Annotated in this window: 23 protein-coding genes; 9 read left to right on the top strand and 14 right to left on the bottom strand. The window is 71.4% G+C overall.

Annotated elements, in window-relative coordinates; translation table 11 throughout:
- Positions 1 to 13: 13 nt before the first annotated feature.
- On the bottom strand, positions 14 to 991 hold the full coding sequence (locus ASF88_RS10545; protein ID WP_055917775.1) for an acetylxylan esterase: 978 nt from the start codon (positions 989 to 991) through the stop codon (positions 14 to 16).
- 81 nt (positions 992 to 1,072) lie between these two features.
- On the opposite strand from ASF88_RS10545, the gene ASF88_RS10540 reads away from it, so the two are divergent.
- The 4 genes from ASF88_RS10540 to ASF88_RS20945 all read left to right on the top strand — a co-directional run bounded on the left by ASF88_RS10540 (position 1,073) and on the right by ASF88_RS20945 (position 5,826).
- Positions 1,073 to 2,107, top strand: coding sequence for a LacI family DNA-binding transcriptional regulator (locus tag ASF88_RS10540; RefSeq protein ID WP_082518899.1), 1,035 nt, complete (start codon positions 1,073 to 1,075; stop codon positions 2,105 to 2,107).
- Positions 2,108 to 2,187: 80 nt separating this feature from the next.
- Positions 2,188 to 3,381, top strand: coding sequence for a xylose isomerase (xylA, locus tag ASF88_RS10535; protein WP_055917772.1), 1,194 nt, complete (start codon positions 2,188 to 2,190; stop codon positions 3,379 to 3,381).
- A 127-nt stretch (positions 3,382 to 3,508) separates the two neighbouring features.
- Positions 3,509 to 4,951 (top strand): xylulokinase, encoded by a 1,443-nt coding sequence (locus ASF88_RS10530; protein WP_055920285.1) that lies wholly within the window; start codon positions 3,509 to 3,511, stop codon positions 4,949 to 4,951.
- A 488-nt stretch (positions 4,952 to 5,439) separates the two neighbouring features.
- Positions 5,440 to 5,826: a hypothetical protein gene (locus ASF88_RS20945; RefSeq protein WP_055917769.1), complete on the top strand. Its 387-nt coding sequence runs from the start codon at positions 5,440 to 5,442 to the stop codon at positions 5,824 to 5,826.
- A 320-nt stretch (positions 5,827 to 6,146) separates the two neighbouring features.
- Here ASF88_RS20945 and ASF88_RS10520 read toward each other — a convergent pair whose 3' ends face one another.
- Entirely contained in the window at positions 6,147 to 7,259 is a 1,113-nt protein-coding gene (locus ASF88_RS10520; protein WP_055917766.1) for a glycerate kinase, read from the bottom strand.
- A 116-nt stretch (positions 7,260 to 7,375) separates the two neighbouring features.
- Between ASF88_RS10520 and ASF88_RS10515 the strand changes: the two genes are divergently transcribed.
- Positions 7,376 to 8,647: an MFS transporter gene (locus ASF88_RS10515; protein ID WP_055917763.1), complete on the top strand. Its 1,272-nt coding sequence runs from the start codon at positions 7,376 to 7,378 to the stop codon at positions 8,645 to 8,647.
- A 27-nt stretch (positions 8,648 to 8,674) separates the two neighbouring features.
- On the opposite strand, the gene ASF88_RS10510 is transcribed toward ASF88_RS10515, so the two are convergent.
- The 6 genes from ASF88_RS10510 to ASF88_RS10485 form a co-directional block, all read right to left on the bottom strand.
- Positions 8,675 to 10,060, bottom strand: a complete 1,386-nt coding sequence (locus ASF88_RS10510; RefSeq protein WP_055917760.1) for an MFS transporter — start codon at positions 10,058 to 10,060, stop codon at positions 8,675 to 8,677.
- A 47-nt stretch (positions 10,061 to 10,107) separates the two neighbouring features.
- On the bottom strand, positions 10,108 to 11,088 hold the full coding sequence (locus ASF88_RS10505) for a LacI family DNA-binding transcriptional regulator (RefSeq protein WP_055917757.1): 981 nt from the start codon (positions 11,086 to 11,088) through the stop codon (positions 10,108 to 10,110).
- Between the two features lie 165 nt (positions 11,089 to 11,253).
- Positions 11,254 to 12,558, bottom strand: coding sequence for an APC family permease (locus ASF88_RS10500; protein ID WP_055917755.1), 1,305 nt, complete (start codon positions 12,556 to 12,558; stop codon positions 11,254 to 11,256).
- 164 nt (positions 12,559 to 12,722) lie between these two features.
- On the bottom strand, positions 12,723 to 14,825 hold the full coding sequence (locus ASF88_RS10495; protein WP_055917753.1) for an ArnT family glycosyltransferase: 2,103 nt from the start codon (positions 14,823 to 14,825) through the stop codon (positions 12,723 to 12,725).
- Positions 14,822 to 16,111, bottom strand: a complete 1,290-nt coding sequence (locus ASF88_RS10490; protein ID WP_055917750.1) for a bifunctional glycosyltransferase family 2/GtrA family protein — start codon at positions 16,109 to 16,111, stop codon at positions 14,822 to 14,824. The genes ASF88_RS10495 and ASF88_RS10490 overlap by 4 nt, the downstream gene beginning before the upstream one ends.
- 92 nt (positions 16,112 to 16,203) lie before the next feature.
- On the bottom strand, positions 16,204 to 16,815 hold the full coding sequence (locus tag ASF88_RS10485; RefSeq protein WP_055920283.1) for a glyoxalase: 612 nt from the start codon (positions 16,813 to 16,815) through the stop codon (positions 16,204 to 16,206).
- Between the two features lie 153 nt (positions 16,816 to 16,968).
- Here ASF88_RS10485 and trxA point away from each other — a divergent pair, with 153 nt between their 5' ends.
- Entirely contained in the window at positions 16,969 to 17,352 is a 384-nt protein-coding gene (gene trxA / locus ASF88_RS10480; protein WP_055917747.1) for a thioredoxin, read from the top strand.
- Positions 17,353 to 17,358: 6 nt separating this feature from the next.
- Here the strand turns inward: trxA and ASF88_RS10475 are convergent, their stop codons facing one another.
- Positions 17,359 to 18,327 carry an aldo/keto reductase gene (locus tag ASF88_RS10475; RefSeq protein WP_055917743.1) on the bottom strand — a complete coding sequence of 323 codons (969 nt, stop codon included), beginning with the start codon at positions 18,325 to 18,327 and terminating at the stop codon, positions 17,359 to 17,361.
- A gap of 89 nt (positions 18,328 to 18,416) precedes the next feature.
- Between ASF88_RS10475 and ASF88_RS20810 the strand changes: the two genes are divergently transcribed.
- From ASF88_RS20810 to ASF88_RS10460, 3 genes are all read left to right on the top strand, one after another.
- Positions 18,417 to 18,578: a hypothetical protein gene (locus ASF88_RS20810; protein WP_200935265.1), complete on the top strand. Its 162-nt coding sequence runs from the start codon at positions 18,417 to 18,419 to the stop codon at positions 18,576 to 18,578.
- Positions 18,579 to 18,762: 184 nt separating this feature from the next.
- Positions 18,763 to 18,969 (top strand): hypothetical protein, encoded by a 207-nt coding sequence (locus ASF88_RS10465; RefSeq protein ID WP_055917737.1) that lies wholly within the window; start codon positions 18,763 to 18,765, stop codon positions 18,967 to 18,969.
- Positions 18,970 to 19,063: 94 nt separating this feature from the next.
- Positions 19,064 to 20,533 (top strand): DUF1254 domain-containing protein, encoded by a 1,470-nt coding sequence (locus ASF88_RS10460; RefSeq protein WP_082518898.1) that lies wholly within the window; start codon positions 19,064 to 19,066, stop codon positions 20,531 to 20,533.
- Positions 20,534 to 20,543: 10 nt separating this feature from the next.
- On the opposite strand, the gene ASF88_RS10455 is transcribed toward ASF88_RS10460, so the two are convergent.
- From ASF88_RS10455 to ASF88_RS10435, 5 genes are all read right to left on the bottom strand, one after another.
- On the bottom strand, positions 20,544 to 20,813 hold the full coding sequence (locus tag ASF88_RS10455) for a hypothetical protein (protein ID WP_055917734.1): 270 nt from the start codon (positions 20,811 to 20,813) through the stop codon (positions 20,544 to 20,546).
- Positions 20,814 to 20,872: 59 nt separating this feature from the next.
- Positions 20,873 to 21,985, bottom strand: coding sequence for a carboxylate-amine ligase (locus ASF88_RS10450; protein WP_157498306.1), 1,113 nt, complete (start codon positions 21,983 to 21,985; stop codon positions 20,873 to 20,875).
- Between the two features lie 59 nt (positions 21,986 to 22,044).
- Entirely contained in the window at positions 22,045 to 22,596 is a 552-nt protein-coding gene (locus ASF88_RS10445; protein ID WP_055917727.1) for a GNAT family N-acetyltransferase, read from the bottom strand.
- Positions 22,597 to 22,719: 123 nt separating this feature from the next.
- A complete protein-coding gene (locus ASF88_RS10440; protein ID WP_055917724.1) occupies positions 22,720 to 23,139 on the bottom strand; it encodes a VOC family protein in 420 nt (139 codons plus the stop codon).
- A gap of 9 nt (positions 23,140 to 23,148) precedes the next feature.
- The gene (locus ASF88_RS10435; RefSeq protein ID WP_055917721.1) at positions 23,149 to 24,294 is read right to left on the bottom strand and encodes a cystathionine gamma-synthase; all 1,146 of its coding nucleotides are present in this window, start codon (positions 24,292 to 24,294) and stop codon (positions 23,149 to 23,151) included.
- Positions 24,295 to 24,322: the final 28 nt, after the last annotated feature.

The raw sequence follows: 24,322 nt of genomic DNA, 5'->3' as shown, positions 1-24,322 counted from the left end.
GCGTCGCCGGAGGTCAGATCCGCGCGGCCAGCCACTCCGCCTGCTTCTGCCAGTGAGCCGTCTGGCCGCCCTCGTGGTCGTTGAACGCGTACACCTCGATCGCTCGATCGGCGGCCGCCAGGTGGTTGTAGGCCGCGAACGTCGTCGACGGCGGCACGACGGTGTCCATCAGCGCGACCGAGAACAGCGAGGGCGCCTCGATGCGGCGCGCGAAGTTCACGCCGTCGAGGTACGAGAGCGTGCGGAACACCGTGTCGACCTCGTCGCGGTGCACCGACAGATACATCGCGAGCTCCTGGAACGGCCCGTCCGCCGCGACCTCGGCCCCGCGGCGGTACGCGCACAGGAAGGCGACGTCGGGCAGCACGGCCTGCACGCCGGCGAGCGCGCCCGCGGCGAGCGCGATGCCGCCGCCCTGGCTGCCTCCGGTCACCGCGATGCGGTCGGCGTCGACGAAGGGCAGGGTGCGGGTCGCGTCGACGGCGCGCACCGCGTCGGTGAACACGCGGCGGTAGAAATGCTCGCGCGGGTCGTGGATGCCGCGGGTCATGAAGCCGGCCGTCGCCGGGCCGGAGCCGTGCGGGTCGGCGGTGACGCCTCCCGTGCCCCAGCCGCTGCCCTGGCCGCGGGTGTCCATGAAGACGTGCACGTAGCCGGCGAGCGCCCACAGCACGTTCTCGCCCGGCAGGCCGCGGCCGCCGTTGTAGCCCTGGTACTGCACGACGGCGGGCAGGGGGCCTTCCGCGTCCCGCGGCCGCGACACCCACGCCCGCACCGGCTCCCCGCCGAACCCCGGGAACGTGAGGTCCTCGATGATCAGCTGGGTAACCGGAGTCGCGGCCGGGGTAAGCGACGGTCGCGTGCCCGCCGTTTCGGCCGCCGCACGTGCCTCGTCGATCGTGTCGGCCCAGAAGGCGTCGAAGTCGTCCGGCTCGGCGACCTCCGGACGGAAGGCCAGCAGTTCGGGCAGGGTGAGGTCGGTGAGCGGCATTGGTCTCCTCGCGTGGATGGATTCGAGAGCGGGTCGGGCGATGGGGGTTCGGGCTGCCCGACATTGTGGCACAGTGTCCCCATGCCGGAACCGACGTCGCCGCCCGCGGCGGCACACGCACCGGGCCGGCCCACGCTGGAGGCCATCGCCCGCGCTGCGGCGGTCTCGCTCTCGACGGTCTCGAAGGTCCTCAACGGCCGTCCTGGCGTCTCCGCGGAGACCCGCGGCCGGGTGGAGCAGCTGCTGCACGACTCGGGCTATGCCCGGCGTGGGCTCGATCCGGAGCGCGGCGGCCTGCTCGAGCTCGTCGTCGCCGATCTGACCAGCGAATGGTCGATGGAGATCATCCGCGGCGTCGAGCGGGTCGCGCGCGAGTCGGGACTGGTGCTCGGGCTGAGCGCGCTCGACGACGTGAGCCGCCCCGGCGCCGACTGGATCGCCGGCGTGCTGAGCCGCAAGCCGGTCGCGGTCGTGCTCCAGTTCTCCGACCTCACTGCGTCGCACAGGCGGCAGCTGCGCACACGCAACATCCCCGTCGTGGTCGTCGACCCCGCTGGCGACCCGCCCGCCGACGTCCCCGCCATCGGTGCGACGAACTGGGCGGGCGGCGTCGCGGCGACCCGGCACCTCCTCGGCCTCGGCCACTCGCGGATCGCCGTCATCTCCGGGCCGCCCGACATGATGTGCTCGCGTGCGCGGGTGGCCGGGTACCAGTCGGCGTTGCAGGAGGCCGGACTCGCCCTCGACCCGGCGATCGCGGCCGCGGGCGACTTCAGCCGCGCGTCGGGCGAGCGGGAGGCCCGGCGCCTGCTGGGCCACGACGACCGACCTACCGCGATCGTGTGCGGAAACGATCTGCAGGCCCTCGGGGTCATGGACGCCGCGTTCGCGCTCGGCCTCGACGTGCCGGGCGACGTCTCGGTGGTGGGGTTCGACGACGTCGCTCCCGCGCTCTGGGCGCGGCCCCCGCTGACGACCGTCCGTCAACCGCTGCAGGAGATGGCGGAGGAGGCGGCACGGCTGGCGCTGCGCCTGCGGGCGGAGGACGTCGAGAACACCCGCCTGGAGCTGGCGACCTCGCTGGTGGTGCGCAGCTCGACTGCGGCGCCACGGTAGGTGCCGGTGGCGCGCACGCGTCACTCCTGGTATAAGTTTAGTGAAACAACAAATCACCGACGACGCTGAAGGAACCATCCATGAGCCTCACCCCCACCCGCGCCGACAAGTTCTCGTTCGGACTGTGGACCATCGGCTACAACGGCACCGACCCGTTCGGCGGCCCGACCCGCCCGCAGCTCGACGTGGTCGAGGCGGTGACCAAGCTCAGCGAGCTCGGCGCCTACGGCCTCACCTTCCACGACGACGACCTCTTCGCGTTCGGCTCGACCGACGCCGAGCGCCAGAAGCAGATCGACCGCCTCAAGCAGGTGCTCGCCGACACCGGCGTCATCGTGCCGATGGTCACCACCAACCTGTTCAGCGCCCCCGTCTTCAAGGACGGCGGCTTCACCTCCAACGACCGCGCCGTGCGCCGCTTCGCGCTGCGCAAGGTGCTCCGCAACATCGACCTGGCCGCCGAGCTCGGCGCCAAGACCTTCGTGATGTGGGGCGGCCGTGAGGGCGCCGAGTACGACTCGGCCAAGAACATCCAGGCCGCCCTGGAGCGCTACCGCGAGGCCGTCAACCTGCTCGGCGACTACGTCACCGACAAGGGCTACGACATCCGCTTCGCCATCGAGCCCAAGCCGAACGAGCCCCGTGGCGACATCCTGCTGCCGACGGTGGGCCACGCGCTCGCCTTCATCAACTCGCTCGAGCGCCCCGAGCTGGTGGGCCTCAACCCCGAGGTCGGTCACGAGCAGATGGCGGGCCTCAACTTCGCCGCGGGCATCGCCCAGGCGCTGTACCACGGCAAGCTTTACCACATCGACCTCAACGGCCAGCGCGGCATCAAGTACGACCAGGACCTCGTGTTCGGTCACGGCGACCTCCAGAACGCGTTCGCCCTCGTCGACCTGCTCGAGAACGGCGGCCCCAACGGCGGCCAGGCCTACGACGGCCCGCGCCACTTCGACTACAAGCCGTCGCGCACCGAAGACATCACGGGCGTGTGGGACTCCGCCGCGGCGAACATGCGCACCTACCTGCTGCTCAAGGAGCGTGCGGCCGCGTTCCGCGCCGACCCCGAGGTGCAGGAGGCCCTGGAGGCTTCGCGCGTCACCGAGCTGTCGCAGCCGACCCTCGGCTCCGGCGAGAGCTACGACGACCTCCTGGCCGACCGCAGCGCGTACGAGGACTTCGACGCGAGCGCGTACTTCGGCGGCAAGGGCTTCGGCTTCGTGCGCCTGCAGCAGCTGGCCCTCGAGCACCTGCTGGGCGCTCGCGGCTGAGCTGCTGCTCAGCCTCCGTCGAGGGGCACGTCGTTGTCGCTTTTCCGCCTCGGAAGTGACAACGACGTGCCCCTCGATCGGTGACGACATTGATGACTGTGGAAGGTGAGGAGCGCGCGTGTCGGATGTGACGTTGGTCGCGGGAGTGGATTCGTCGACGCAGAGCTGCAAGGTGGTCGTCCGCGACCTCGAGTCCGGCGCGCTGGTGCGCTCGGGCCGCGCGGGGCATCCCGACGGCACCGAGGTCGACCCGGCGGCCTGGTGGGCGGCCCTGCAGCAGGCGATCGAGTCGGCCGGAGGTCTCGATGACGTCGCCGCGATCTCGATCGCGGGCCAGCAGCACGGCATGGTCGTGCTCGACGCCGAGGGGCGCGTGATCCGCGACGCCCTGCTCTGGAACGACACCCGCAGCGCCCAGGCTGCGCGCGACCTGATCGACGAGGTGGGGGCCGACGCCTACGCCGAGCGCGTCGGGGTGGTGCCCGTCGCCTCCTTCACCGCCACCAAGCTGCGCTGGCTGCGTGACGCCGAGCCGGCCAACGCCGCGCGCGTGGCCGCCGTGGCGCTGCCGCACGACTGGCTCACCTGGCGCCTGCGCGGCTACGGCCCCGCCGACGAGAGCCCCCTCGGCCCCGACCTGGAGGCCCTGACCACCGACCGCTCCGACGCCAGCGGAACCGCGTACTGGAGCGCCGCCACCGGCGCGTACGACTTCGAACTGTTCGAGCGCGCGCTCGGCCGCCCCGGCCGAGAGGCCGGAACGGCCGGCGACGGGGTCGTCCTGCCGCGCGTGCTCGGCCCCGCCGACTCCGCGGGCCGCACTCCGAGCGGTGTGCTCGTCGGCCCTGGCGCCGGCGACAACGCGGGAGGCGCGCTCGGCCTCGGCGCGACCGAGGGCGACGTCGTCGTCTCGATCGGCACCTCCGGCACCGTGTTCGCCGTCACCGCGGAGCCGGTCGCCGACGCCAGCGGCACGGTCGCGGGCTTCGCCGACGCGAGCGGCGTCTCCCTGCCGCTCATCGCCACACTCAACGCCGCGCGCGTGCTCGACTCGATCGCCGGGCTGCTCGGGGTGGACCACGACGGTCTCGCCGCTCTCGCTCTGGAGGCGGAGCCCGGCGCTGGCGGAGTCGTGCTGATCCCCTACTTCGAGGGCGAGCGCACGCCGAACCTCCCCGATGCGAAGGCCCGCCTCCACGGCCTCACGCTCGCCACGACCCGACCGGCCAACTTCGCGCGCGCCGCCATCGAGGGGATGCTGTGCGGCCTCGCCGACGGCCTCGACGCGGTGCGCCGGGTCGCCCTGGCCGGTGAGCGCAGCAGGGAGCAGCGCATCCTGCTGATCGGCGGAGCAGCGCAGAACCCGGCCGTCGCCACCATCGCGGCGCAGGTGTTCGACGCGCCGGTGGTCATCCCCTCCCCCGGCGAGTACGTCGCCGACGGCGGCGCCGTGCAAGCGGCGTGGGCGCTCACGGGCACGCGCCCGACGTGGACGGTGGAGTCGGCGGCCCCGCTCGCGGTCGACACGCGGGCGATCATCCGCGAGCAGCGGCGAGTCTACGTGCCTTAGTCCGTAGTGCCATCCGGGCGGCGAACGATCCCACCGCAAGTCTCCGATGTGGTTCCATTTCAGTGATTATTCTGGAATACATAAATTGTAAGTCTTAAATAGATTTTTCGAAGTTTGAGCTCTCTATATAGAATTTGAAGGATGCAGAGCCAAACGGCAACGAGCCCGATCCGGGATACCGTCGCCGCCCCTGCACCGGTGCCGCACAAGCGGTCGAGAACCCATCTCACATACTCACCGAGACGAATCGGAGCGCTACGCATGCCCCCCCCGGGCTCAACAGCAATAATCAGATCTCAGTTGCATCCTCACCCAGCGCTGCGCGAGTCAGCCGTCGAACGGCGATCGGCGTAGCAGCCTGGAGCGCGCCTGCGATCTCACTCATAGCGACGTCGCCCGCGCACGCCGCATCGGCACCCGCACAGCTCGGAAACTTCACTTTCGACGCGCACGCGGACAGCTTTTACAACAACTCGTCCCTGATCCTGATGGGAACGATCGTTCCGTTCGACGGGCAGGCCCTCCCCACGGTCGTCTACGTCACGGTGAACGGAACCGCCGCCACCTGCCCGATCACCGTCACGCCGATCGGCACCCTGCTGATCATTCCGGCCGTCGGCATACCCGGCCTCACGGGAACCATCGTCATCACGGTGTCCGCCCCGGACTTCGAACCGGTTACGACCACCCTGGAGGTTCTCTCTGCGGACGACGGACCGCTGAGCGTCGATGAGTCCGTCCCGGAGGCCGAGTCGACCCCGGAGGCCGAGTCCACATCGGAGGCCGAGTCCACATCGGACGCCGAGTCCACATCGGAGGCCGAGTCCACATCGGACGCCGAGTCCTCCGTGCCCGACGAAGCACGAGCCAACTGAGGATGGTTCGGCACGAATCACGACATTCGTGACCAACGCGCCTCTGCGCATTTGTGACCTTCGGCGCGAATGCGCAGAGGCGTCACCCGGTTGACCGCGTGAAGTCGCGGGCCAGAGCGACGCCTGCGACTCGCGCCCAGGGCAACGTTTCCGCAAAGGCTTCGACGGGGCCTCCGGCGAGCTCCGAAAGCGAGGCGACGCCGGCGAATCCGCGAGGCTCGACGAGGATCGAGCCCGCTGCCAGAGAGGTGTCGCGACACTCGTGACGAATCTCGTGATTCGTGGCACGAATAGCGACATTCGTCACGAATCGCGGGCGGTCAGGGGGTGGGCGGCGCGAACCGTCGGGCCAGGGCGCCGCCGGCGGCGCGCGCCCAGCGCAGCGGCTCGGCGATCGCGGCGGCGGAGCCTCCCGCGAGCTCGGAGAGGGAGGCGGCGCCGGCGAAGCCGCGCGGGTCGGCGGCGATCGAGCCCGCCGCCAGCAGCGCCGGGATCCCGGCCGCGGCGGCGAGGAGCGCGACGTACTCGGGGACCTTTCCCGCAGCCGACTGGGAGTCGTAGCGGCCTTCCCCCGTCACCACGACGTCCGCCTCCGCGAGGGCCTCCGGCAGGCCGAGCGCCTCCCCCGCCGCCGCCGCGCCGGGAGCGAGCTCGGCACCCCAGGCGAGGAGGCCGAAACCGGTCCCGCCTGCGGCGCCCGCGCCGGGAGTGCGCGGATCGACCTCCACCCCGGCCTCCCGCAGCGCCGACGCGAAGCGGGCGAGACCCGCCTCCAGCACCGGCACGTCATCGGCGGACGCACCCTTCTGCGGCCCGAACACCGCTGCGGCGCCATCCGGCCCGAGCAGCGGGTTCGTCACATCGCTCAGGATGCGCGCCCCGCCGAGCGGGAGCGGGCGCAGTCCGGTGAGGTCGACCACGGCGAGCTCGGCAAGACCCCGATTGCCGGATGCGATGTCCGAACCGGTCGCATCGAGCAGCCGCGCGCCCAGTGCGCTCAGCATCCCGGCACCGCCATCTGTGGAGGCACTGCCGCCGATCGCGAGCAGCAGCCGCGTCGCACCCGCGTCCAGCGCGGCGGCGATCGCCTGGCCGAATCCGGCCGTCTGGGCGTCGAACACGGCGAGGGCGGGCATCAGGCCGATCCCGCTCGTCTCCGCCAGCTCCACCACCGCGATCCCGCCGGGCAGGAGGAGCCAGCTCGCCTCCCGGTCGACACCCTCGGGGCCGGTTACGCTCACCGGGCGCCGGCCGGAACCCGGAACGGCGGCCTCGAACGCGTCGAGCGTGCCCTCGCCGCCGTCGGCCATCGGCATCGGCACGACACGATCGTCCGCGCGCACCGACATCCACCCCTCGGCGAGCGCCGCGGCCACCTCGGTCGCGGTCGCCGAGCCTTTGAACGAGTCGGGAGCGAAGACGACGGTGGCCATGCGACTCAGCCTGCCACACCGTTCCCTCGCGCCACCGACTCCACCAGCCTCCTCTGGTGCACCGCGCGCGACCGGACGATGATGTCCGCCATGACGGCAACACGCAGGTCCGCACCATGACCACCTCCGCCCGGCGGGTGCAGGGCGTCTACCTGACGCTGCTGCTGGGCAACACCCTCGCCGCGTCGTTCATCTGGGGCATCAACACGCTGTTCCTCCTGGATGCCGGGCTCACCAACTTCGAGGCGTTCGCCGCGAACGCCTTCTTCACGGCAGGCATGGTGATCTTCGAGATCCCCACCGGCGTGGTCGCCGACACCATCGGGAGGCGCGCCTCCTATCTGCTCGGCACCATCACGCTGTCACTGTCGACCGCGCTCTACTGGCTGCTCTGGGTGTGGCACGCCCCGTTCGTGTGGTGGGCGCTCGCCTCCATGCTCCTCGGGCTCGGCTTCACCTTCTTCTCGGGCGCCGTCGACGCCTGGCTGGTCGACGCCCTCGCCGTGACGGGCTACACGGGGAGTCTGGAGGCGGTCTTCGGCCGCGGGCTCGTCGTGACGGGTGTCGCGATGTTCGTCGGGTCGGTGCTCGGCGGCGTGATCGCCCAGGCCACGAACCTCGGCGTGCCGTTCCTGCTGCGGGCGGCCGTGCTGGTGCTGATGTTCGTCTTCGCGTTCGTGGCGATGCGCGACCTCGGCTTCACGCCCGACAAGTCGATGGGGCCGCTCAAGGCGACCAGGAACATCCTCCAGCAGTCGATCGAGCACGGGATGCGCAAGCGCTCCGTGCGCTACGTCATCCTCTCGGCCCCGTTCGCCTCCGGGGTCGGCATCTACGCGTTCTATGCGCTGCAGCCGTACCTGCTCCAGCTGTACGGCGACCCGACGGCGTACTCGATCGCGGGGCTGGCGGCAGCCATCCTTTCGCTGGCGCAGGTGGCGGGCGGAATCCTCGCTCCTCGGCTCCGGCGGCTGTTCGCCAAGAGGACGTCGACGGTGATCGGCGCGTCGCTGTGCAGCATCGTGGTGCTGGTGCTGCTCGGGCTGACGGCGTTCTTCTGGTTCGCTGTCGTGCTGCTCGTGGTGTGGGGCTTCGTCTTCGCGGTCGCCGGTCCGGTTCGGCAGGCGTACCTCAACGACATGATCCCGTCGAAGCAGCGCGCGACCGTGCTGTCGTTCGACTCGCTGTTCGGGAGCCTCGGCGGGGTCGTCATCCAACCGGCGCTCGGGCGTGCGGCGGACCTCTGGGGCTACGGCGCCTCTCTGGTCATCGGCGGGGTGATCGAGCTGATCGGGATCCCGTTCCTGTTCGCCAGCCGCCACCAGGGCGACCCCGCGGACACGGCGGGCGCACGCGGACAGGGCGACGCGGCGGTCACGACCACCTGAGCCGCCGCGCTGCGGGTCGTCAGCTCGTCAGCGCGCCAGGATGCGCGGGCCGCACAGCCAGGCGGCTATGCAGAGCAGCCCGTTGACGGCGAACACCCCCGCGAACGCCGCAGGGGACTCCGCGCCGCCGAGCGCCGAGAACGCGATCGCCGTCGCTGCCAGGGCGATGGCGGAGCCGGTCGAGTCGGCGATCGAGAGGGCCGAGCTGTTGAAGCCCTGGTCGGAGGGCGTGGAGTACTCGAGAGTGAGCACGCCCAGCCGCGGGTACAGAAGCCCCATCCCGATCCCGGCGAACGCCCAGCCGACGACGATGACGATCGGCGAAGCACCGGTCAGCGCCGTGACCAGAAGCGACCCGATCGCGATCGTCAGCCCGAGCGCACCGAGACGGGCCGCGAGGCGGTTGCCGATGGCGGGGAACCGTCCCTGCGCCCACGACGCGGCGGCCCAGCTCAGACCGGCGGCCGTCAGGGCGAGCCCGGCGACCGCCGGGGACGCGCCGTACTGCGACACCATCATCAGCGGCACGTAGACCTCGGCGGAGAAGAAGGCGCCCGCGACGATCGCGCGCACCAGGATCACGCTCGGCAGTCCGCGGCGCGCGAGCAGGACGCCGCGAGGGAGGAGCGGACGCAACGCTGCGACCGCGACCACCGCCGCGACCACCGGCACGATCCACTGCACCGGCCCGCGGGCCTCGGCCGCGAGCGTCAGTCCGAGGACCGCCACCGCCACAAGCGCGGCCAGGCCGATCCGCGCGAGCTCGCGGCCGCCGCCGTCAGGGCGATGGTCCGGGCCGTGGACACCGCGCATGGCGGGGACGACCATCAGCATCGCCGGGAACACCAGCGCCACGACACCGAGGAAGACCCACCTCCAGCCCGCCGTCTCCGCGACGGTACCGGCGATGACGGGGCCGATCAGCGACGGCACGACCCACGCCGCGGCGAAGCCCGCGAAGATGCTCGGGTGGAGGCGCGCGGGATAGACGCGCGCGACGATCACGTACAGCGCCACCGTCAGGGCGCCACCGCCCAGCCCGTGGACGAGCCGCCCGGTGACGAACAGCGGCATGGTGGGAGCCGCTCCGGCGAGCGTGAGGCCGGCGGCGAACAGCACGACGGACGCGAAGAGCACCGTGCGGGGATTGCCTCGGTCGCACCAGGTACCCGCGAGCACCATCCCGACGACGCCGACCGCGAGCGGGCCCGCGAACGCGAACGCGTACAGTGCCGCGCCGTCGAGCTCGTGGCTGACGGCAGGCATGATCGTCGTGACGGCGAGCGCCTCGAACGCGGCCAGGGTGACGAGCAGGCACATGCCGATGCTCACCCAGCGATAGCGAGGGGCGAGCACCCCTTCCGGCTTCGAGAGCTGCCCGGCCGCCGTCGTCGATCCCCGGTCGGTGCTCATCCCTCGAGCCTATGGCCTGCGGGTGACATCGGGGCAGGCGCGGAACGTCAGCGCGGGCTCGTGGAGGCCCGGACGATCAACTCGGGGACGAGGCTCACCGGGCCGGGAACCTCGCCACCTTCGATCTCGGCGACCAGGCGGCCGACGCTGCGGCGCCCGAGCTCGGTGAAGTCTTGCAGCACGGTCGTCAGCGGCGGCCAGAAGTGGGCGGCCTCCGGAATGTCGTCGAATCCCACGATGCTCAGCTCGTCGGGAATCCGCCGGCCGGCCTCCCGGGCCGCGTGATAGACGCCGAGGGCCATCTGGTCGTTCGACGCGAAGACCGCGGTCGCGTCCGTGCGGCTCAGGAGGTCTCGCGCGGCGCGGTAGCCGGACTCGGCCGACCAGTCGCCCTCCAGCAAGGGAGGCACGGGCAGGCCGGCGGCCTCCAGCTCGCGCGTGTAGCCGGCGACCCTGGCCTGCGACTCGAACCACTCGAGCGGCCCGGTGATGTGGTGGATCGAGCGGTGGCCGAGCGCGACCAGGTGCGCGGTCGCCGCCCGGGCGCCGGCCTCCTGGTCGACGGTCAGCACGCGCGCGTCGTACTCGGCGCCGCCCTGCAGGGTGACGTACGGCACGACGAGTCCCGCGCCGGAGAGCTGCTCGACCACCAGCTCCTGCGGGGCGATCACGATGATGCCCTCGACGGCCTGAGCGAGCAGGTGATCCAGGGCCGCGGCGATCCCCTCGGCGTTCAACTCGGCGAGCTGCGCGACGGCGAGGTAGTACCCGGCTTCGCGGGCGGCGCTCTGCACCGCGTTGATGCTCGACACGGGGCCGTAGAGCGCCGCCGCGGTCGTCGAGAGCACGCCCAGGGTGCGCGATCGGGCCGTGACGAGAGCGCGCGCTGCCGGGTTGGGACGGTAGTGCAGCGCCTCCATCGCCTCCAGGACCCGCTGCCGCGTCGTGTCGCGGATGCTGGGATGGTCGTTGATGACGCGCGAGACCGTCTGGTGCGAGACGCCGGCCAGCTGCGCCACATCGCGCATGCTGGCCGCTCGCACGATCGGTACGGGCGAAGTGGGAACGGAGGCGCCGGCAGGGGCCGCCGCATTCTCCGGCGTCGCAGAATCGTGGGTCACGGCGCCCTCCCCGGGGTGTCGCGATGCGGGCCGTCACCCGCGCTGCTCCTCCGGGTGAGGAGCGTTCACCCATTATGCGGGACGGGGCCTTCTGCGCCGGGCGAACGCTCCGACCACCACGGCGATCACCGCGATGCCGGCCGGGAAGACGAGGTGCCATCCGGCCAGCGCGAGCAGCCCCGCCGCGAACACGCAGGACAGCACCGCCATCCACCAGCCGACCGATCGGGTCGGGAGCAGGACGATCGCGCTCGCGACGCCGAGCCCGTAGACCGCCGCGGCGATGCTGGTGTGGACGAGGATGAACGGCTGAAGGTCGCCGCTGGCGAGCACGACCACGGAGTACAGCGCCATCACGACCGCCGAGAGCAGCAGCCCGCGCCGGGCCACCGCGCCGTTCTCGGCTCCGCGGCCGAACCACCGCGGGAGGTCGCCGTCGCGGCCCATCGCGGCGCCCAGCTTGCTGAAGGCCGCGAGGTAGGCGTTGAACACACCCGTGACGACGATCGCCGCGATCACCGCGACGACCACTCCGCCACCGGATCCCGTCGCCGCGTCGACCAGATCGAGCAGCGGCACCGCCGAGGTGGAGGCCGCTCCGCCCAGCACCGTCACGGTGACCGTCTGGATCGCCAGGTAGGCCACCGAGACGATGACCAGCGCGAGAGCGGTGGCGCGCGGGATGTCGCGGCGCGGGTTGCGGAACTCGCCGCCGATGCCGGCAACGGCCTCCCAGCCGGCGAAGGCCCAGATGTACAGACTCATCGCGAGCCCGACGCCCGCCCAGCCGTGCGGGAGGAGCGGCTCGAGGTTCTCGGCCCGGCCGTGCGGCGCGGCGGCGGCGAGGACGAAGACGAGGACCGCGACCAGCGCGCCGGACAGGACGAGCTGCACGGAGGCGGCGAACCGCACGCCGAAGGCGGTCACCGCGACGGGGATCACCATGAGCGCGATCGCGATGAGGGTCGTCTGCGCCGCGTCGCCTCCGATCACCGCGACGACGTAGCGCGCGGTCATCAGCGCGGCGATCGGAGCGCCGATCGGGGTGCCGAAGAAGAACCAGTAGCTCACGATGCGCGCCGAGGTGGGACCGTAGGCGCGGCGGGCGAAGGTCGCCACGCCTCCCGCGTCGGGATGCCGGCGGGCGAGCGCGGCGAAGGTGGCCGCGAGCGGCACCGAGATGAGCGCGAGGGCGGCGACGGCGAGGATGGCGCCCGGCCCCGCGGCAGCGGCCGCGAGCGACGGGAGCACCAGGATGCCGGTGCCGAGCACGGCGGCGACGTAGAGCGCGGCGCCTCCGGCCACCCCGAGGTGGCCGCGATGCTCGACGGGCTCCCCCGCCGGCTCTCGCGTGGTCGATGGCGCGCGTTCCGTCACCCGACCATCCTGGCGCGGGCCACCGACATCCCGCCGCCCATCCGCTGCCAGCCTTCGCTCATCGGCGGACAGCCGCGCGAACTCGCCGACGCCGAAGGGCACGCAGACGCCCCTATCCGTGCGGGATAGGGGCGTCGACGTACCCTTCGCCGGCGATGGGACCGCTATTTCGTCAGGTCGTAGACGGTGACACCTCCGACGGTGGTCGCCGTGAAGTTGGCCTCGACCCAGCTGGCGATCTGGCTGGAGGCCTTGCTCCCGCCGTTCGACTGGCCGACCCCGCCCGCGATGAAGTAGTGGATCTTCCCCTGAGCCACGTACTGCTCGAACTGGGCGAGGGTGGGCGACGGGTCGGAGCCGTTGAACCCGCCGATCGGCATCACGGCCTCCTGCGTCGCGAGCTGGTAGCCCGCGGCGGAGTTGGAGCCGATGGCCGCGGCGGCCCAGGTGTACTTCGACGCGTCGGTCTTCAGCAGCGTGCCGAGCTCGGAGCTGACGGTGCTGGAGCCGAGGAGGCCGCCCATCCCGCCGGCCGCGCCGCCCTGTGCCGTCCCGCCCTGTGCGATCCCGCCCTGTGCCGTCCCGCCGCCGGGGAGGCCGTTGGCCGTGCCGCCGGTGGTCCCGCCCGGCGCACCCTGCCCGCCTGGCGCCCCGCCGAACCCGCCGGGTCCTCCGTTCGGCGCGCCGCCGAAGCCGCGGCCTCCGCCCGGGCCGCCCATCGAGCCGGCCACGGTCGGCCCCGCCGTGACGATCGATCCGGTATGACCGGTCGTGACCGTCTGAATCGTGTAGGCCGTGGGCGCCAACAGTGCTCCGACCAGGGTCGCGGCGATGGTCGCGCCCGACAGCACCCGGCTGCGCGGGGGAAGGAGCAGCAGCACGGACGCCGCGAGCGCGACGATCAGCACGACGACCTTGAGCCACGGCAGCCAGTCGGTCGCGCGGTCGAGCAGCACCCACGCCCACACCGCGGTGCCGAGCATCGTCACGGCCGAGAGGATGCGCACCCACAGCCGGTCGCGCGCTCCCCAGACCGCGGAGGCGCCGATCGCGACCACCCCGGCGAGCGCCGGGGCCAGTGCCACCGTGTAGTACGCGTGGAAGATGCCTGCCATGAAGCTGAACGCGAGCGCGGTCACGATCAGCCAGCCGCCGAAGAGCAGGAGGGTGGCGCGGCGTGCGTCGGTGCGTGCGAGCCTCCTGCCGAGCACGAGGGCGACGACGAACAGCACGAGCGCGGCCGGCAGCAACCAGGTGATCTGACCGCCGATCTCGTTCTCGAACAGCCGGAGGATGCCGGTGGCACCCCACATGCCGCCGCCGGTCGCCGCGCCGGCACCGCCGGTGACGCTTCCCGTCTCGTTGCCGGTGAGCCGGCCGAGACCGTTGTAGCCGAAGGTCAGCTCCAGGAAGCTGTTGGTCTGCGAGCCGCCGATGTACGGGCGCAGCGATGCCGGTACCAGCTCGACGATCGCGACCCACCATCCGGCCGCCACGACCACCGCGCCGAGCGCGGCGAGCAGGTGGCCGAAGCGTTTGGCCCACGAGACGCGCGCCGCCGCGAGGTAGACGCCGGCCAGCACCGGCAGGATGAGGAACGCCTGCAGCTGCTTGGTCAAGAACCCGAACCCGATCGCGACCCCCGCCCAGATCACCCAGCGGACGCGGCCGGACTCGATGCCGCGGAGGGTCAGGTAGGTGGCGAGCGTCAGCAGGAGCACCAGCAGCGCGTCGGGGTTGTTGAAACGGAACATCAGCGCGGCGACCGGGGTGACCGCCAGCACGCCGCCGGCGAGCAGCGCGGTGCGCGCGCTGAAGTTGCGGCGAACGGTCAGGTAGACGAGCCACACGGTCGCGACGCCCATCAGCGCCTCCGGCACCAGGATGCTCCACGAGCTGAGCCCGAAGATCCGCACCGAGAGGGCCATGATCCAGAGGCTCGCCGGAGGCTTGTCCACGGTGATCGAGTTCGCGGCGTCGCTGGAGCCGTAGAAGAAGGCCTCCCAGTTGACCGACCCCGCCTGCACCGCGGCCGAGTAGAACGAGTTGGCCCAGCCGCTGGCGCCGAGGTCCCACAGATAGAGGAGCGCGGTGACGGCGAGGAGGCCGAGGAGCGCCGGGCGCTCCCAGGCGGCGGCGTCCTCCCGCCCGCGGACGATCCGCCTCAGCGCCGTCCGCAGGCGCGCGGGCGGAGCAGCCGTGGTGGAGGCGCCGGCCGGGGCCGATGCCGGGGTGGGCGGGGCAGCAGTGGTGGCGGACATGGTCATCGCTCCGTTTCGGTGGGGGTGAGCACGAGTTCGGGTGTGGTGGAGGGCGCGGGCGCAGGGCGGAGGGCAGCCGGAGCGTCATGCGCCGCTGGGCTCGCCGGAGACTTCCGGGTGGACCTGAAGACCCAGAGCCGCAGCAGCACGAAGCGCAGCAAGGTCGCGACGAGGTTCGCCACGGTGAGCACGATCAGTTCGACCTGCGGGGAAGCGCCGGGCGCGGTCGCGTGCAACAGGGCGAGCGAGCCGCCGGACAGCGCCCAGGCGATCCCGAACACGGCCAGCCCCTGGAACTGGTGGCGGACCATCCCCGGCCTGCCGCGCACGCCGAACGTGAAGCGCCGGTTGGCCCAGGTGTTGGCGACGGCCGTCAGCAGCAGGGCCGCGAAGTTGGCGACCTGGCCGCCGAGGAACCCGGAGAACAGAAGGTAGAGCAGCGCGTACGCCGCGGTCGAGAGCACGCCGACGATCGCGAACCGCACGACCTGCCCGAAGAAGCTCGGCGGCCTGGGAGGCGCGAAGGGCCGACGCCCCAGCTCCGCATAGACGGCCTCCACCGGGATGCGGCCGCGCGCGATGTTGGTGCCGACGCGCAGCATCCCCTTGAGGTCTTCGCGCGCCGTGCGCACGATGTCGACCGAGCTGTGCGGGTCGTCGACCCAGTCGACGGGGATCTCGTGGATCCGCAGCCCCGCGCGTTCGGCGAGGATGAGCAGCTCGGTGTCGAAGAACCAGGCGTCGTCCTCCACCAGCGGGAGCAGGCGCTGGGCGACGTCGCGTCGGATCGCCTTGAAGCCGCACTGCGCGTCGGAGAACCCGACCGACATCGTGCGACGCAGCAGGAGGTTGTAGCTGCGCGAGATGAACTCGCGCTTGCCGCCGCGCGTGACGCGTGAGCTCCTCCCGAGCCGGGTGCCGATCGCGAGATCGGAGTGACCGGAGAGCAGCGGCGCCACGAGCGGCGGCAGAGCGGCGAGGTCGGTGGACAGGTCCTCGTCCAGATAGACGAGCACCTCGGCGGGCGAGGAGCCCCACACCGCTTTGAGGGCGCGACCGCGCCCTTTCAGCGGGAGGTGCACGGCGATGACCCCGCCGAGCTCCGCGGCGAGGGAGTCCGCGATGGCGGGCGTCTCGTCGGTGCTGGCGTTGTCGGCGATCGTGATCCGCCAGCTCGCCTGCACCGCGTCGGTCAGGTAGGCGTGCAGCCGGCGGAGGGACGTGTCGAGCGTCGCCTGCTCGTTGTACACGGGCACGACGATGTCGAGCGAGAGGGTCGGTGGCTGGGACATGACAGCCACCTTGGCGTCGTTACATTCCTGTGACCTTTCGCGGGGCTATGCCCTCCGAATGCGTCTTCTCAGGGGTTGCTATGCGGGGCCTCTCAGCGCGCTGCGGCCTCCCAGGCGAACCCGTCCGGGTCCACGACGCTGTCGGCACCGCCGCCGATGACGATGCGGTGCGACCCGTCGCCGTCCTCGGGCACGCCGGCGTCCTTCGCGAGGGCACGGCGCTTGTAGAGGCCCAGCTGCACCGGGCTCCCCTTCAGGTCGAACTGCACGTACGACCCGAAGCTCTTGCCCACCGGCAGGCCGCGCCCGACGTAGAACTGCTTGCTCGCCTTCACGTCGTCGGCGCCCAGCAGCAGCACGACCGACTCGGGCTCGCGCCTGGCCGGGCCGGTGTCCTTCTTGGCGGAGGTCGCGATCTTCCAGATCGCGCCGTCGGGCGCCTGCACGGTCGCGCCGACTCCCCAGAGCGAGGTGGCGACCGGCTTGATGACGGTGGCGCCGGCGGCGACCGCGGAGTCCACGTAGGCGCGCACGTCGGCGGGCTGCGACACCGTGATGGAGACGGTGTAGCCGCGGAACCCGGAGGTCGGCGCGTCGGAGGCCCGGACGCGCACCCGGTCGCCGAGCCCGAAGGCCTCGGCGTAGAAGCGTTCGGCGGCGGAGGCGTCCGCCACCTCGAGGGTGATGTGATCGATGGAGGTCATGACACTCACGGTAGAAGCGTCGGCGAGGGTGGTGCTTCTCCAATCCTGCTCGATGGTGGCCCGGGAATTCAGCGGGCAGGCGTACCGTTCCATTCGATGCGACCGATCCCACCCGACGGCCGCGGCATCCCTCGCGACTTCAAGGAGACACCCATGGCCACCGTCGAGCTGACCGCGCAGAACATCGAGTCGAAGATCACCGAGAACGACATCGTCTTCGTGGACTTCTGGGCGGAGTGGTGCGGCCCGTGCCGCATGTTCGGCCCCATCTTCGAGAAGGCCTCGCAGGAGCACACCGACGTCGTGTTCGGCAAGGTCGACACCGAGGCGGAGCAGGCTCTCGCGGCCTCCGCCGGCATCACCTCCATCCCGACCCTGATGGCGTTCCGCGACGGCATCCTGGTCTTCTCGCAGCCGGGCGCGCTCCCCGCCCCGACCTTCGAGGACCTCATCGGCCAGGTCAAGGCGCTCGACATGGAGGCCGTGCGCGCCTCCATCGCGGAGGCCAAGTCCGCCGCGGCCGCGCCCGAGGCCTGACCCTCTTCAGTAGCCGGTCGGCAGGGTGACCGTGTAGGGCTCCTCCAACTGCCGCACCTCGTCGTCGGTCAGCTCCAGGTGCACGGCTGCGACCGCGTCGGGCAGATGATGCGGCTTGGTCGCCCCGACGATCGGTGCGTCCACGACCGGGTTGCGCAGCACCCACGCCAGGGCGATCTGCGCCATGGGCACGCCGCGGGCCTCCGCCACGCGCTGCACGGCCTCCGCGATCGGACGGTCGTGCTCCTCGGTGTACCGGGCCTGCAGCGGATCGGTGTCGCCGCGCAGGGTCTGCTCGCCCCACGGACGCGTGAGCCGGCCCTTCGCGAGCGGGCTCCACGGGAGGCTGCCGACCCCCTGGTCCGCCAGCAGCGGGAACATCTCGCGCTCCTCCTCGCGCATCATCAGGCTGTACTGGTCCTGCATGGTGACGAACCGCGTCCAGCCGCCGAGGTCGGCCGCGTGCTGCAGTTTCGCGAACTGCCAAGCCCACATCGACGAAGCGCCGATGTACCGGGCCTTGCCCGCCTTGACCACGTCGTGGAGGGCCTCCATCGTCTCCTCGACCGGCGTCAGCGGATCGAAACGGTGGATCTGGTAGAGGTCGACGAAGTCGGTGCCGAGCCGCTGCAAGGAGGCGTCGATCTGCTCCAGGATCGCGCGGCGCGACAGCCCGGCGCCGCCGGGGCCGTCGTGCATCCGGAAGTTGAGCTTGGTCGCCAGCACGACGTCCTCGCGGCGCGTGTACTCGCGGACGGCGCGGCCCACGATCTCCTCCGAGCTGCCGTAGCCGTAGATGTTGGCGGTGTCCCAGAAGGTGATCCCGGCCTCCACCGCCTGGCGGAAGATCGGTGCGGCGCCCTCGTCGTCGAGCGCCCATTCGTTGAAACCGCGGGACGTGTCTCCGAAGCTCATGCAGCCCAGCGCGATTCTGCTGATCGTGAGGCCGGTCGAGCCCAGTCGGGTGTATTCCATGGTTGGTTCTCCTCTCCTCCCCGACGCTACGCGGCGACGGCAAAGACTGGGAGGTTCTCCCGGTGCCCCGTTCGGCCTACCATCACCACATGACCGATGCGAGAGAGAACTGGCCGGAGACGCCCTCCGGTGAACCCATCGACGTCGACGCCCTGGCCGAGGGCGAAGGCGGCGGCCCGTACGACGCCGACGGCGTCTTCGAGCCCGAGGACGACGCTGCGGCGGACGACGAGGACGACCCGACCATCTGACCGGCCGGCGGCTGCCGGATCCGCGTCCCGAACCCGTCCACTGCCGTTCACCTGAACCCTCTTGTCCCCCGGGCTTGTACCCCACTAGGGTCTAGTGCAAGGAGCCAGTCCCGAGCTGGCGGAGGGGCGATACGTCGCGCCTCCACCGGAGGGGACCGGCTGCACAACTGGGGAGGGGTGCAGCGTGACGACCTACGACACACCGATCGGGAACGCGCCGAAACCGGGGCAGGACATCCACTTGGTGCGATGGATCCGCTCCGCGGACGGCTGGAGCAGCGAGACCGTCTTGTGCACATATCTGGCGGGGACACCCTCGCACTGGGTGGTGGAGCGGCACGGCGAACGCGTCAACCTCGCGCGAGCCGAGTGGGCGCAGTTCGCGTTCTGACACGGAGGAGCCGCACGGAGGTCTAGACGCGTCGGCGCCGCGGCCAGTAGCTTCCCGTCAGCGGCCGGATGCACCGGCCGCGGGGAGGACGGCGATGCCGATCGAGGGGACGCCCGGGGCGGGCTACAGCGTCGACGAGATGCGAGCCGCGCTGAAGAGCATCTCGACTCCGGACGACGTGGAGACGCCGTTCGGGGCGCTGACGTTCACCGACGGCGTGCCGCGAGCCGGCACCGTCGACGCCGCCTACGACGCTCTCGACCTGATGCGCGCGGCTGAAGCGTTCCTGATCGGGATCCCCGGAGCGTCGGTGGTCGCCCTGCGCACCGGATTGCGTTCAACGGGAGTGAGCAGTCCCGACATCATCGGCTACACGGATCCGCGCGCCAACTCCGGCGGCTACTACCTGACGGCGAACACCGAGACGACCTACGGCACGACCTTCCTCGACCTGAGGGTGTGGGGGCCGACCGTGATCGAAGCGCCGCCGCAATCGCTGTGCGTCGTCGACGACTTCTGGTTCCGCTATGTCACCGACATGGGCATTCCCGGACCCGACCGCGGCGAGGGCGGGAAGTACCTCTTCCTGCCTCCCGGCCACAAGGGGGAGGTCCCCGACGGCTATTTCGTGTGTCGTCCGGCGACGTTCACCAACTGGGTGGTCCTGCGCACGCTCGGCGGCGTTCCGGCGATGAAGCAGACCCGGATCTACCCGCTGAACGAGGCGGGGGCGCCGCGCGAGAACACGTTCATCAACATCGCCGACGTGCCGCAGAACAGCATCCATTCGAACGATCTCGGCTTCTTCCACGAGATCGACCAGATCATCCAGGAGGAGCCGGCGGAAGCGCTCGATCCGGAGCGCGCCGGGGTATTCGCGGCTCTCGGGCTGGCCCCCGGCCGTCCGTTCGATCCCGACCCGCATCGCGCCGCGCTGCTCGACGCGGGCGCGCGCCTCGGCGCCGCCATCTCCCGGACATTGGTGTACAAGCCGCGCGATCCAGCCGCGTACTTCTGGGAGGGGATCTCCTGGAAGAACGCCTTCGTCGGTGGCAGCTACGAATTCCTCAGCGACGGCGCACGCCTCCTCGACGCGCGCACGCAGTTCCACTATTTCGCGACGGTCATCACGCCCGCGATGGCGCACGCCCAGGTCGGTGCGGGCTCCGCCTACGCCTATACCGCGGAAGACGCCGACGGCCAGGTGCTCGACGGAGCGGCGACCTACACCCTGCGGATCCCCGCCGATCCACCGGCGAAGAACTTCTGGTCCATCGACCTCTACGACACCCAGACCCGCTCGCTGCTCCAGCTTCCCGACAACCCCTACCCCGCGCTGGCCAGTCTGGAGGGCACCGTCAGGCCGGACCACGACGGCTCGTTCCTGCTGTGGTTCGGACCGAAGGCGCCGAAGGGCCACGAGTCGAACTGGATCGGCACGGTTCCGGGCAAGTCGTGGTTCCCGATGGTCCGGCTCTACGGGCCGCTGGAATCGTGGTTCGACGGATCGTGGAGGCTCCCAGAGCTCGAACGGGTGACCGAGCCCGTGGATCCGACGGACTGAGCGGACGAGCTCAGAGGCCCGCGCGCGCAGCGAGCAGTTCGACGGCAACGCGCCAGTCGCGGGCGGGGATGCCGTCCCCGGTCTCCTCCTCGCCGGGAGGGCGGGCGACGAACGACGGCCAGGCTTCGCCGGCCGTGTGCGCCTCCTCGACGAGTCCGAGGTAGTCACCGCCGAAGTACACCTCCCACGCCGCTGTCGCCGTGGGGCTGTACATGAGCGTCAGCGGAAGCGAGCCGTACGTGTAGACGGCGTGCTGGTGGGCGAGTTCCTTCCCCGTCATGTCGAAAGCCCCATCATGTCCGAAGGATAAGCGCGTCCAGGCGTGTGCGGAAGGGATTGCTACGCGACGAACCGGTCGTCGCCCTCTTCGCCCGCGTCGAGGGTCAGCGCGACCGCCTCGGCGACCACATCGGCCATCCGCCCGCGCCGTGCGAAAGCCGCACGCTGCCGCCCCGCACCCCCGCCGTTCTGCAGGATGCGCGCGATTCCACGCCGCACGAGCTGGAGGTCGCCGTTCGCCTGCAGTGCGTGCGCCGTGTGCGTCAGGAGCGCGTCGATCGCGGCGACGGCGGTGCCTTCGCGACCGGTCACCGGATGCGGCAGCATACCGCCGACGCCGGTGAGAGCGGCCTGCCACTCCGCGAGGCGGAGCGCCGCGGAGGGCGTGGCGAGCGGCGGGACCCCCGAGCGCCACTCGTCGACTGCGGTGTCGACGAGCGCGCGCACCAGAGCGGCGAGCACGACCGTGTCGCGTGCGTCCAGGCAGACGTCGGCGACCCTGACCTCGACGGTCGGCTGCTTGTGCGACACCCGGGCGTCGAGGTACAGCATGGCCTTGTCGAGGATGACGCCGGTCTCGACCAGCAGCCGCTCGAAGCTGTCGTAGGCCTCCACCGAGCCGAAGAGGTCGGTCGGGCCCGCGCTCTGCCACTGGTGCCAGGCGACGAACCGGTAGCTCGCGTGGCCGGTGTCCACACCCCCGACGAACGGGGAGTTCGCGCTGAGGGCGAGCAGCGTCGGCAACCAGGTGCGGATCCGGTCGAGGACGGCGACGCCCTCCTCGCGCGAGTGGATGGCGACGTGCACGTGACACCCGCACACCAGCGTGCCTTTGGCGGTGAGCCCGTACCGCTGCATCATCTGGTCGTACCGCGGGTCGGGCGTGGCGTGCGGCCGCAGCGGCAGCGGCGACATCGCGACGGCCACGGCGCGGGCGCCGTGCGGGCGGGCGAGAGCGTCGGCGAGCGTGCGGCCCTCGACGATCTCGGCGAACAGCGCGTCGGAGCCGAGCTGCGGACGCGTCTGCGTCTCGATCATCTCCTGCTGGATCTCGGCGCCCAGGCGGTCCTCGGATCCGGCCGGAGCGTCGGCCAATGCGAACGGTGCGACGGGCGTCGCGACACCGCGGCCGTCCACCAGGAGGAGTTCCTCCTCCACCCCGAAAGTCCTCACGCCTCCACTATCGGTGAGGGGTCCTCACTGAGCAATACCCCGTAAGCCGTGAATCCGCTCTACGCGTGCACGTCGCCGAGCGGTCCAGGGGAGGTTCCGAGGGAGGGTTCGAGGGCTCTCTCGAGCACCTGGCCCGGCCACGCGCCCACGGTGAACGTCGTCGTCGCGCGATAGCCGCAGGATTCGTAGAACCGGATCAGATCACCGCTGCCTCCCGCGTAGCAGTCCACGCGCAGCAAGTCGACTCCGGAGGAGCGGGCCTGCTCTTCGGCGAAGCCGAGCAGCAGACGTCCTGTGCCCTTCGCCCGCGGGTCGCGGGACCCGATGAGCACGCGCACGTAGAGCTCCGGCTGCGTCGCGGCGGGCACGTACTCGGTCGCCTCCCCGAGGGCGAGGAAGCCGACGACCCCCGCGTCGGGGTGCTCGGCGACCCAGGAGCCGGGCTCCGCGACCCAGCCGGTCACCCGCTCCACCTGCTTCTGCTGCGTCGAGAACGGCTCGCTGCCCCACTGCCCGGTGTTCCCGATGGTGACGAACCAGGCGATGGCATCGTCGAAGAGGCGGAGGACGGCGTCGGCGTCGGCGGGTCGGGCCGGGCGGATGGAGGTCATGGTCCCATCCTCTCGCCTCCGGCGGCTGCCCGTCGGCCAACGCGGGATCGTCAGTGGCACGCGACACCCTCTGCGCGCACACGCCGTCACCATCCCCTCGACGGGACGACCTCGGCTTCGACGTCAGCCGACGGTGAGGGTCCCGTCGTCGGCGAGGGTCCAGCCGGGGTTGTACGCGATCTCCCAGACGTGCCCGTCGAGGTCGGCGAAGTAGCCGGAGTAACCGCCCCAGAAGACGCGCTCGGCCGGCTTGAGGATGCTGGCGCCCGCCGCCTCGGCCTGCGCGAGGACGCGGTCGACGGCGGCCTCGTCACGCTGGTTGCACGCGAGCGTGATGCCGCTGAAGGAGCCGTCGATGGGATGGCGGGCGTCCTCCGCCAGATCGTCGCGGCCGAACAGCGCGAACGCCATGCCCGGCAGCTGGTAGAAGACCACACCCTCCGGAGCGTCGGCGGGCGACCAGCCCAGACCCTCCTCGTAGAAAGCGCGGGAGCGGGCGAGGTCGCGGACGCCGAGAGTGACGAGGCTGATGCGCTGATCCATGCGTGCAGGCTAGCGCGCCAACGCCTGCTCCACGTCGGCGAGGAGGTCGGCGACGTCCTCGATGCCGACCGACAGGCGGATCACGTTGTCCGGGACCTCAAGCTCGGTGCCGCGCACCGACGCGTGCGTCATCTCCGAGGGGTAGCCGATGAGCGACTCCACCCCGCCGAGCGACTCGGCCAGCTGGAACACCTCGGTCGATTCGGCGAAGCGGCGCGCGGCGGCCGCTCCCCCGCTGAGCGCGACCGAGAGCATGCCGCCGAAGCCGCTCATCTGGGCGGCGGCGAGGTCGTGTCCGGGGTGGTCGGGCAGACCCGGATAGTAGACGGCGTCGATGCCGGGGCGGCCGACCAGGGCCTCCGCGATCGCCTGCGCGTTGCTGCTGTGCCGCTGCATCCGCACGTCGAGCGTCTTGATTCCCCGCACGGTGAGCCAGGCGTCCATGGGCGCCGAGACGGCGCCTGCGGCGAACTGGATGAACTGCGCCTTCTCGGCGAGCTCGAGGTCGGCGAACACCAGGGCGCCGCCGATGACGTCGGAGTGGCCTCCCAGGTACTTCGTGGTCGAGTGCACGACGACGTCCGCTCCGAACGAGAGCGGCTGCTGGAGGGCAGGAGATGCGAAGGTGTTGTCGACGACGACGAGGGCGCCCGCGGCGTGGCCGAGCTCGACGAGCGCGGCCAGGTCGCTGATCTTCATCAACGGGTTGCTGGGCGTCTCGATCCAGAGGATGCGCGTGCCCTCGATGCCCAGCGCCGCGCGCACCCCGTCCAGGTCGCCGAGGTCGACCGTCGTGTTGCGCACCTCCCAGGCGCCGTGGATGCGGTTGATGAGCCGGTGCGTCCCGCCGTACACGTCGTTGCCGAGCACCACGTGGTCGCCCGGGCGCAGCACCGCGCGCAGCAGGGCGTCCTCCGCCGCGAGGCCGGAGGCGAACGACAGCGCTCGCACGCCGCCCTCCAGCGACGCCAGCAGCGTCTCGAGGGAGGTGCGGGTGGGGTTGCCCGCCCGGCCGTACTCGTAGCCGCCGCGCAGCCCGCCGACGCCGTCCTGCACGAACGTCGAAGTCTGGTAGATCGGCGGGATGATCGCGCCCGTGGTCGGGTCGAACTCCTGGCCGACATGGATGGCGCGCGTGGCGAAACCGTGGGACATCGGGATCCTTACTGCTACGAGGTCGAGA

It is taken from the genome of Leifsonia sp. Leaf336 (assembly GCF_001423695.1).
In the GTDB taxonomy this organism is placed as follows: domain Bacteria; phylum Actinomycetota; class Actinomycetes; order Actinomycetales; family Microbacteriaceae; genus Leifsonia.
This window is presented reverse-complemented; position numbering and strand designations above follow the sequence as displayed.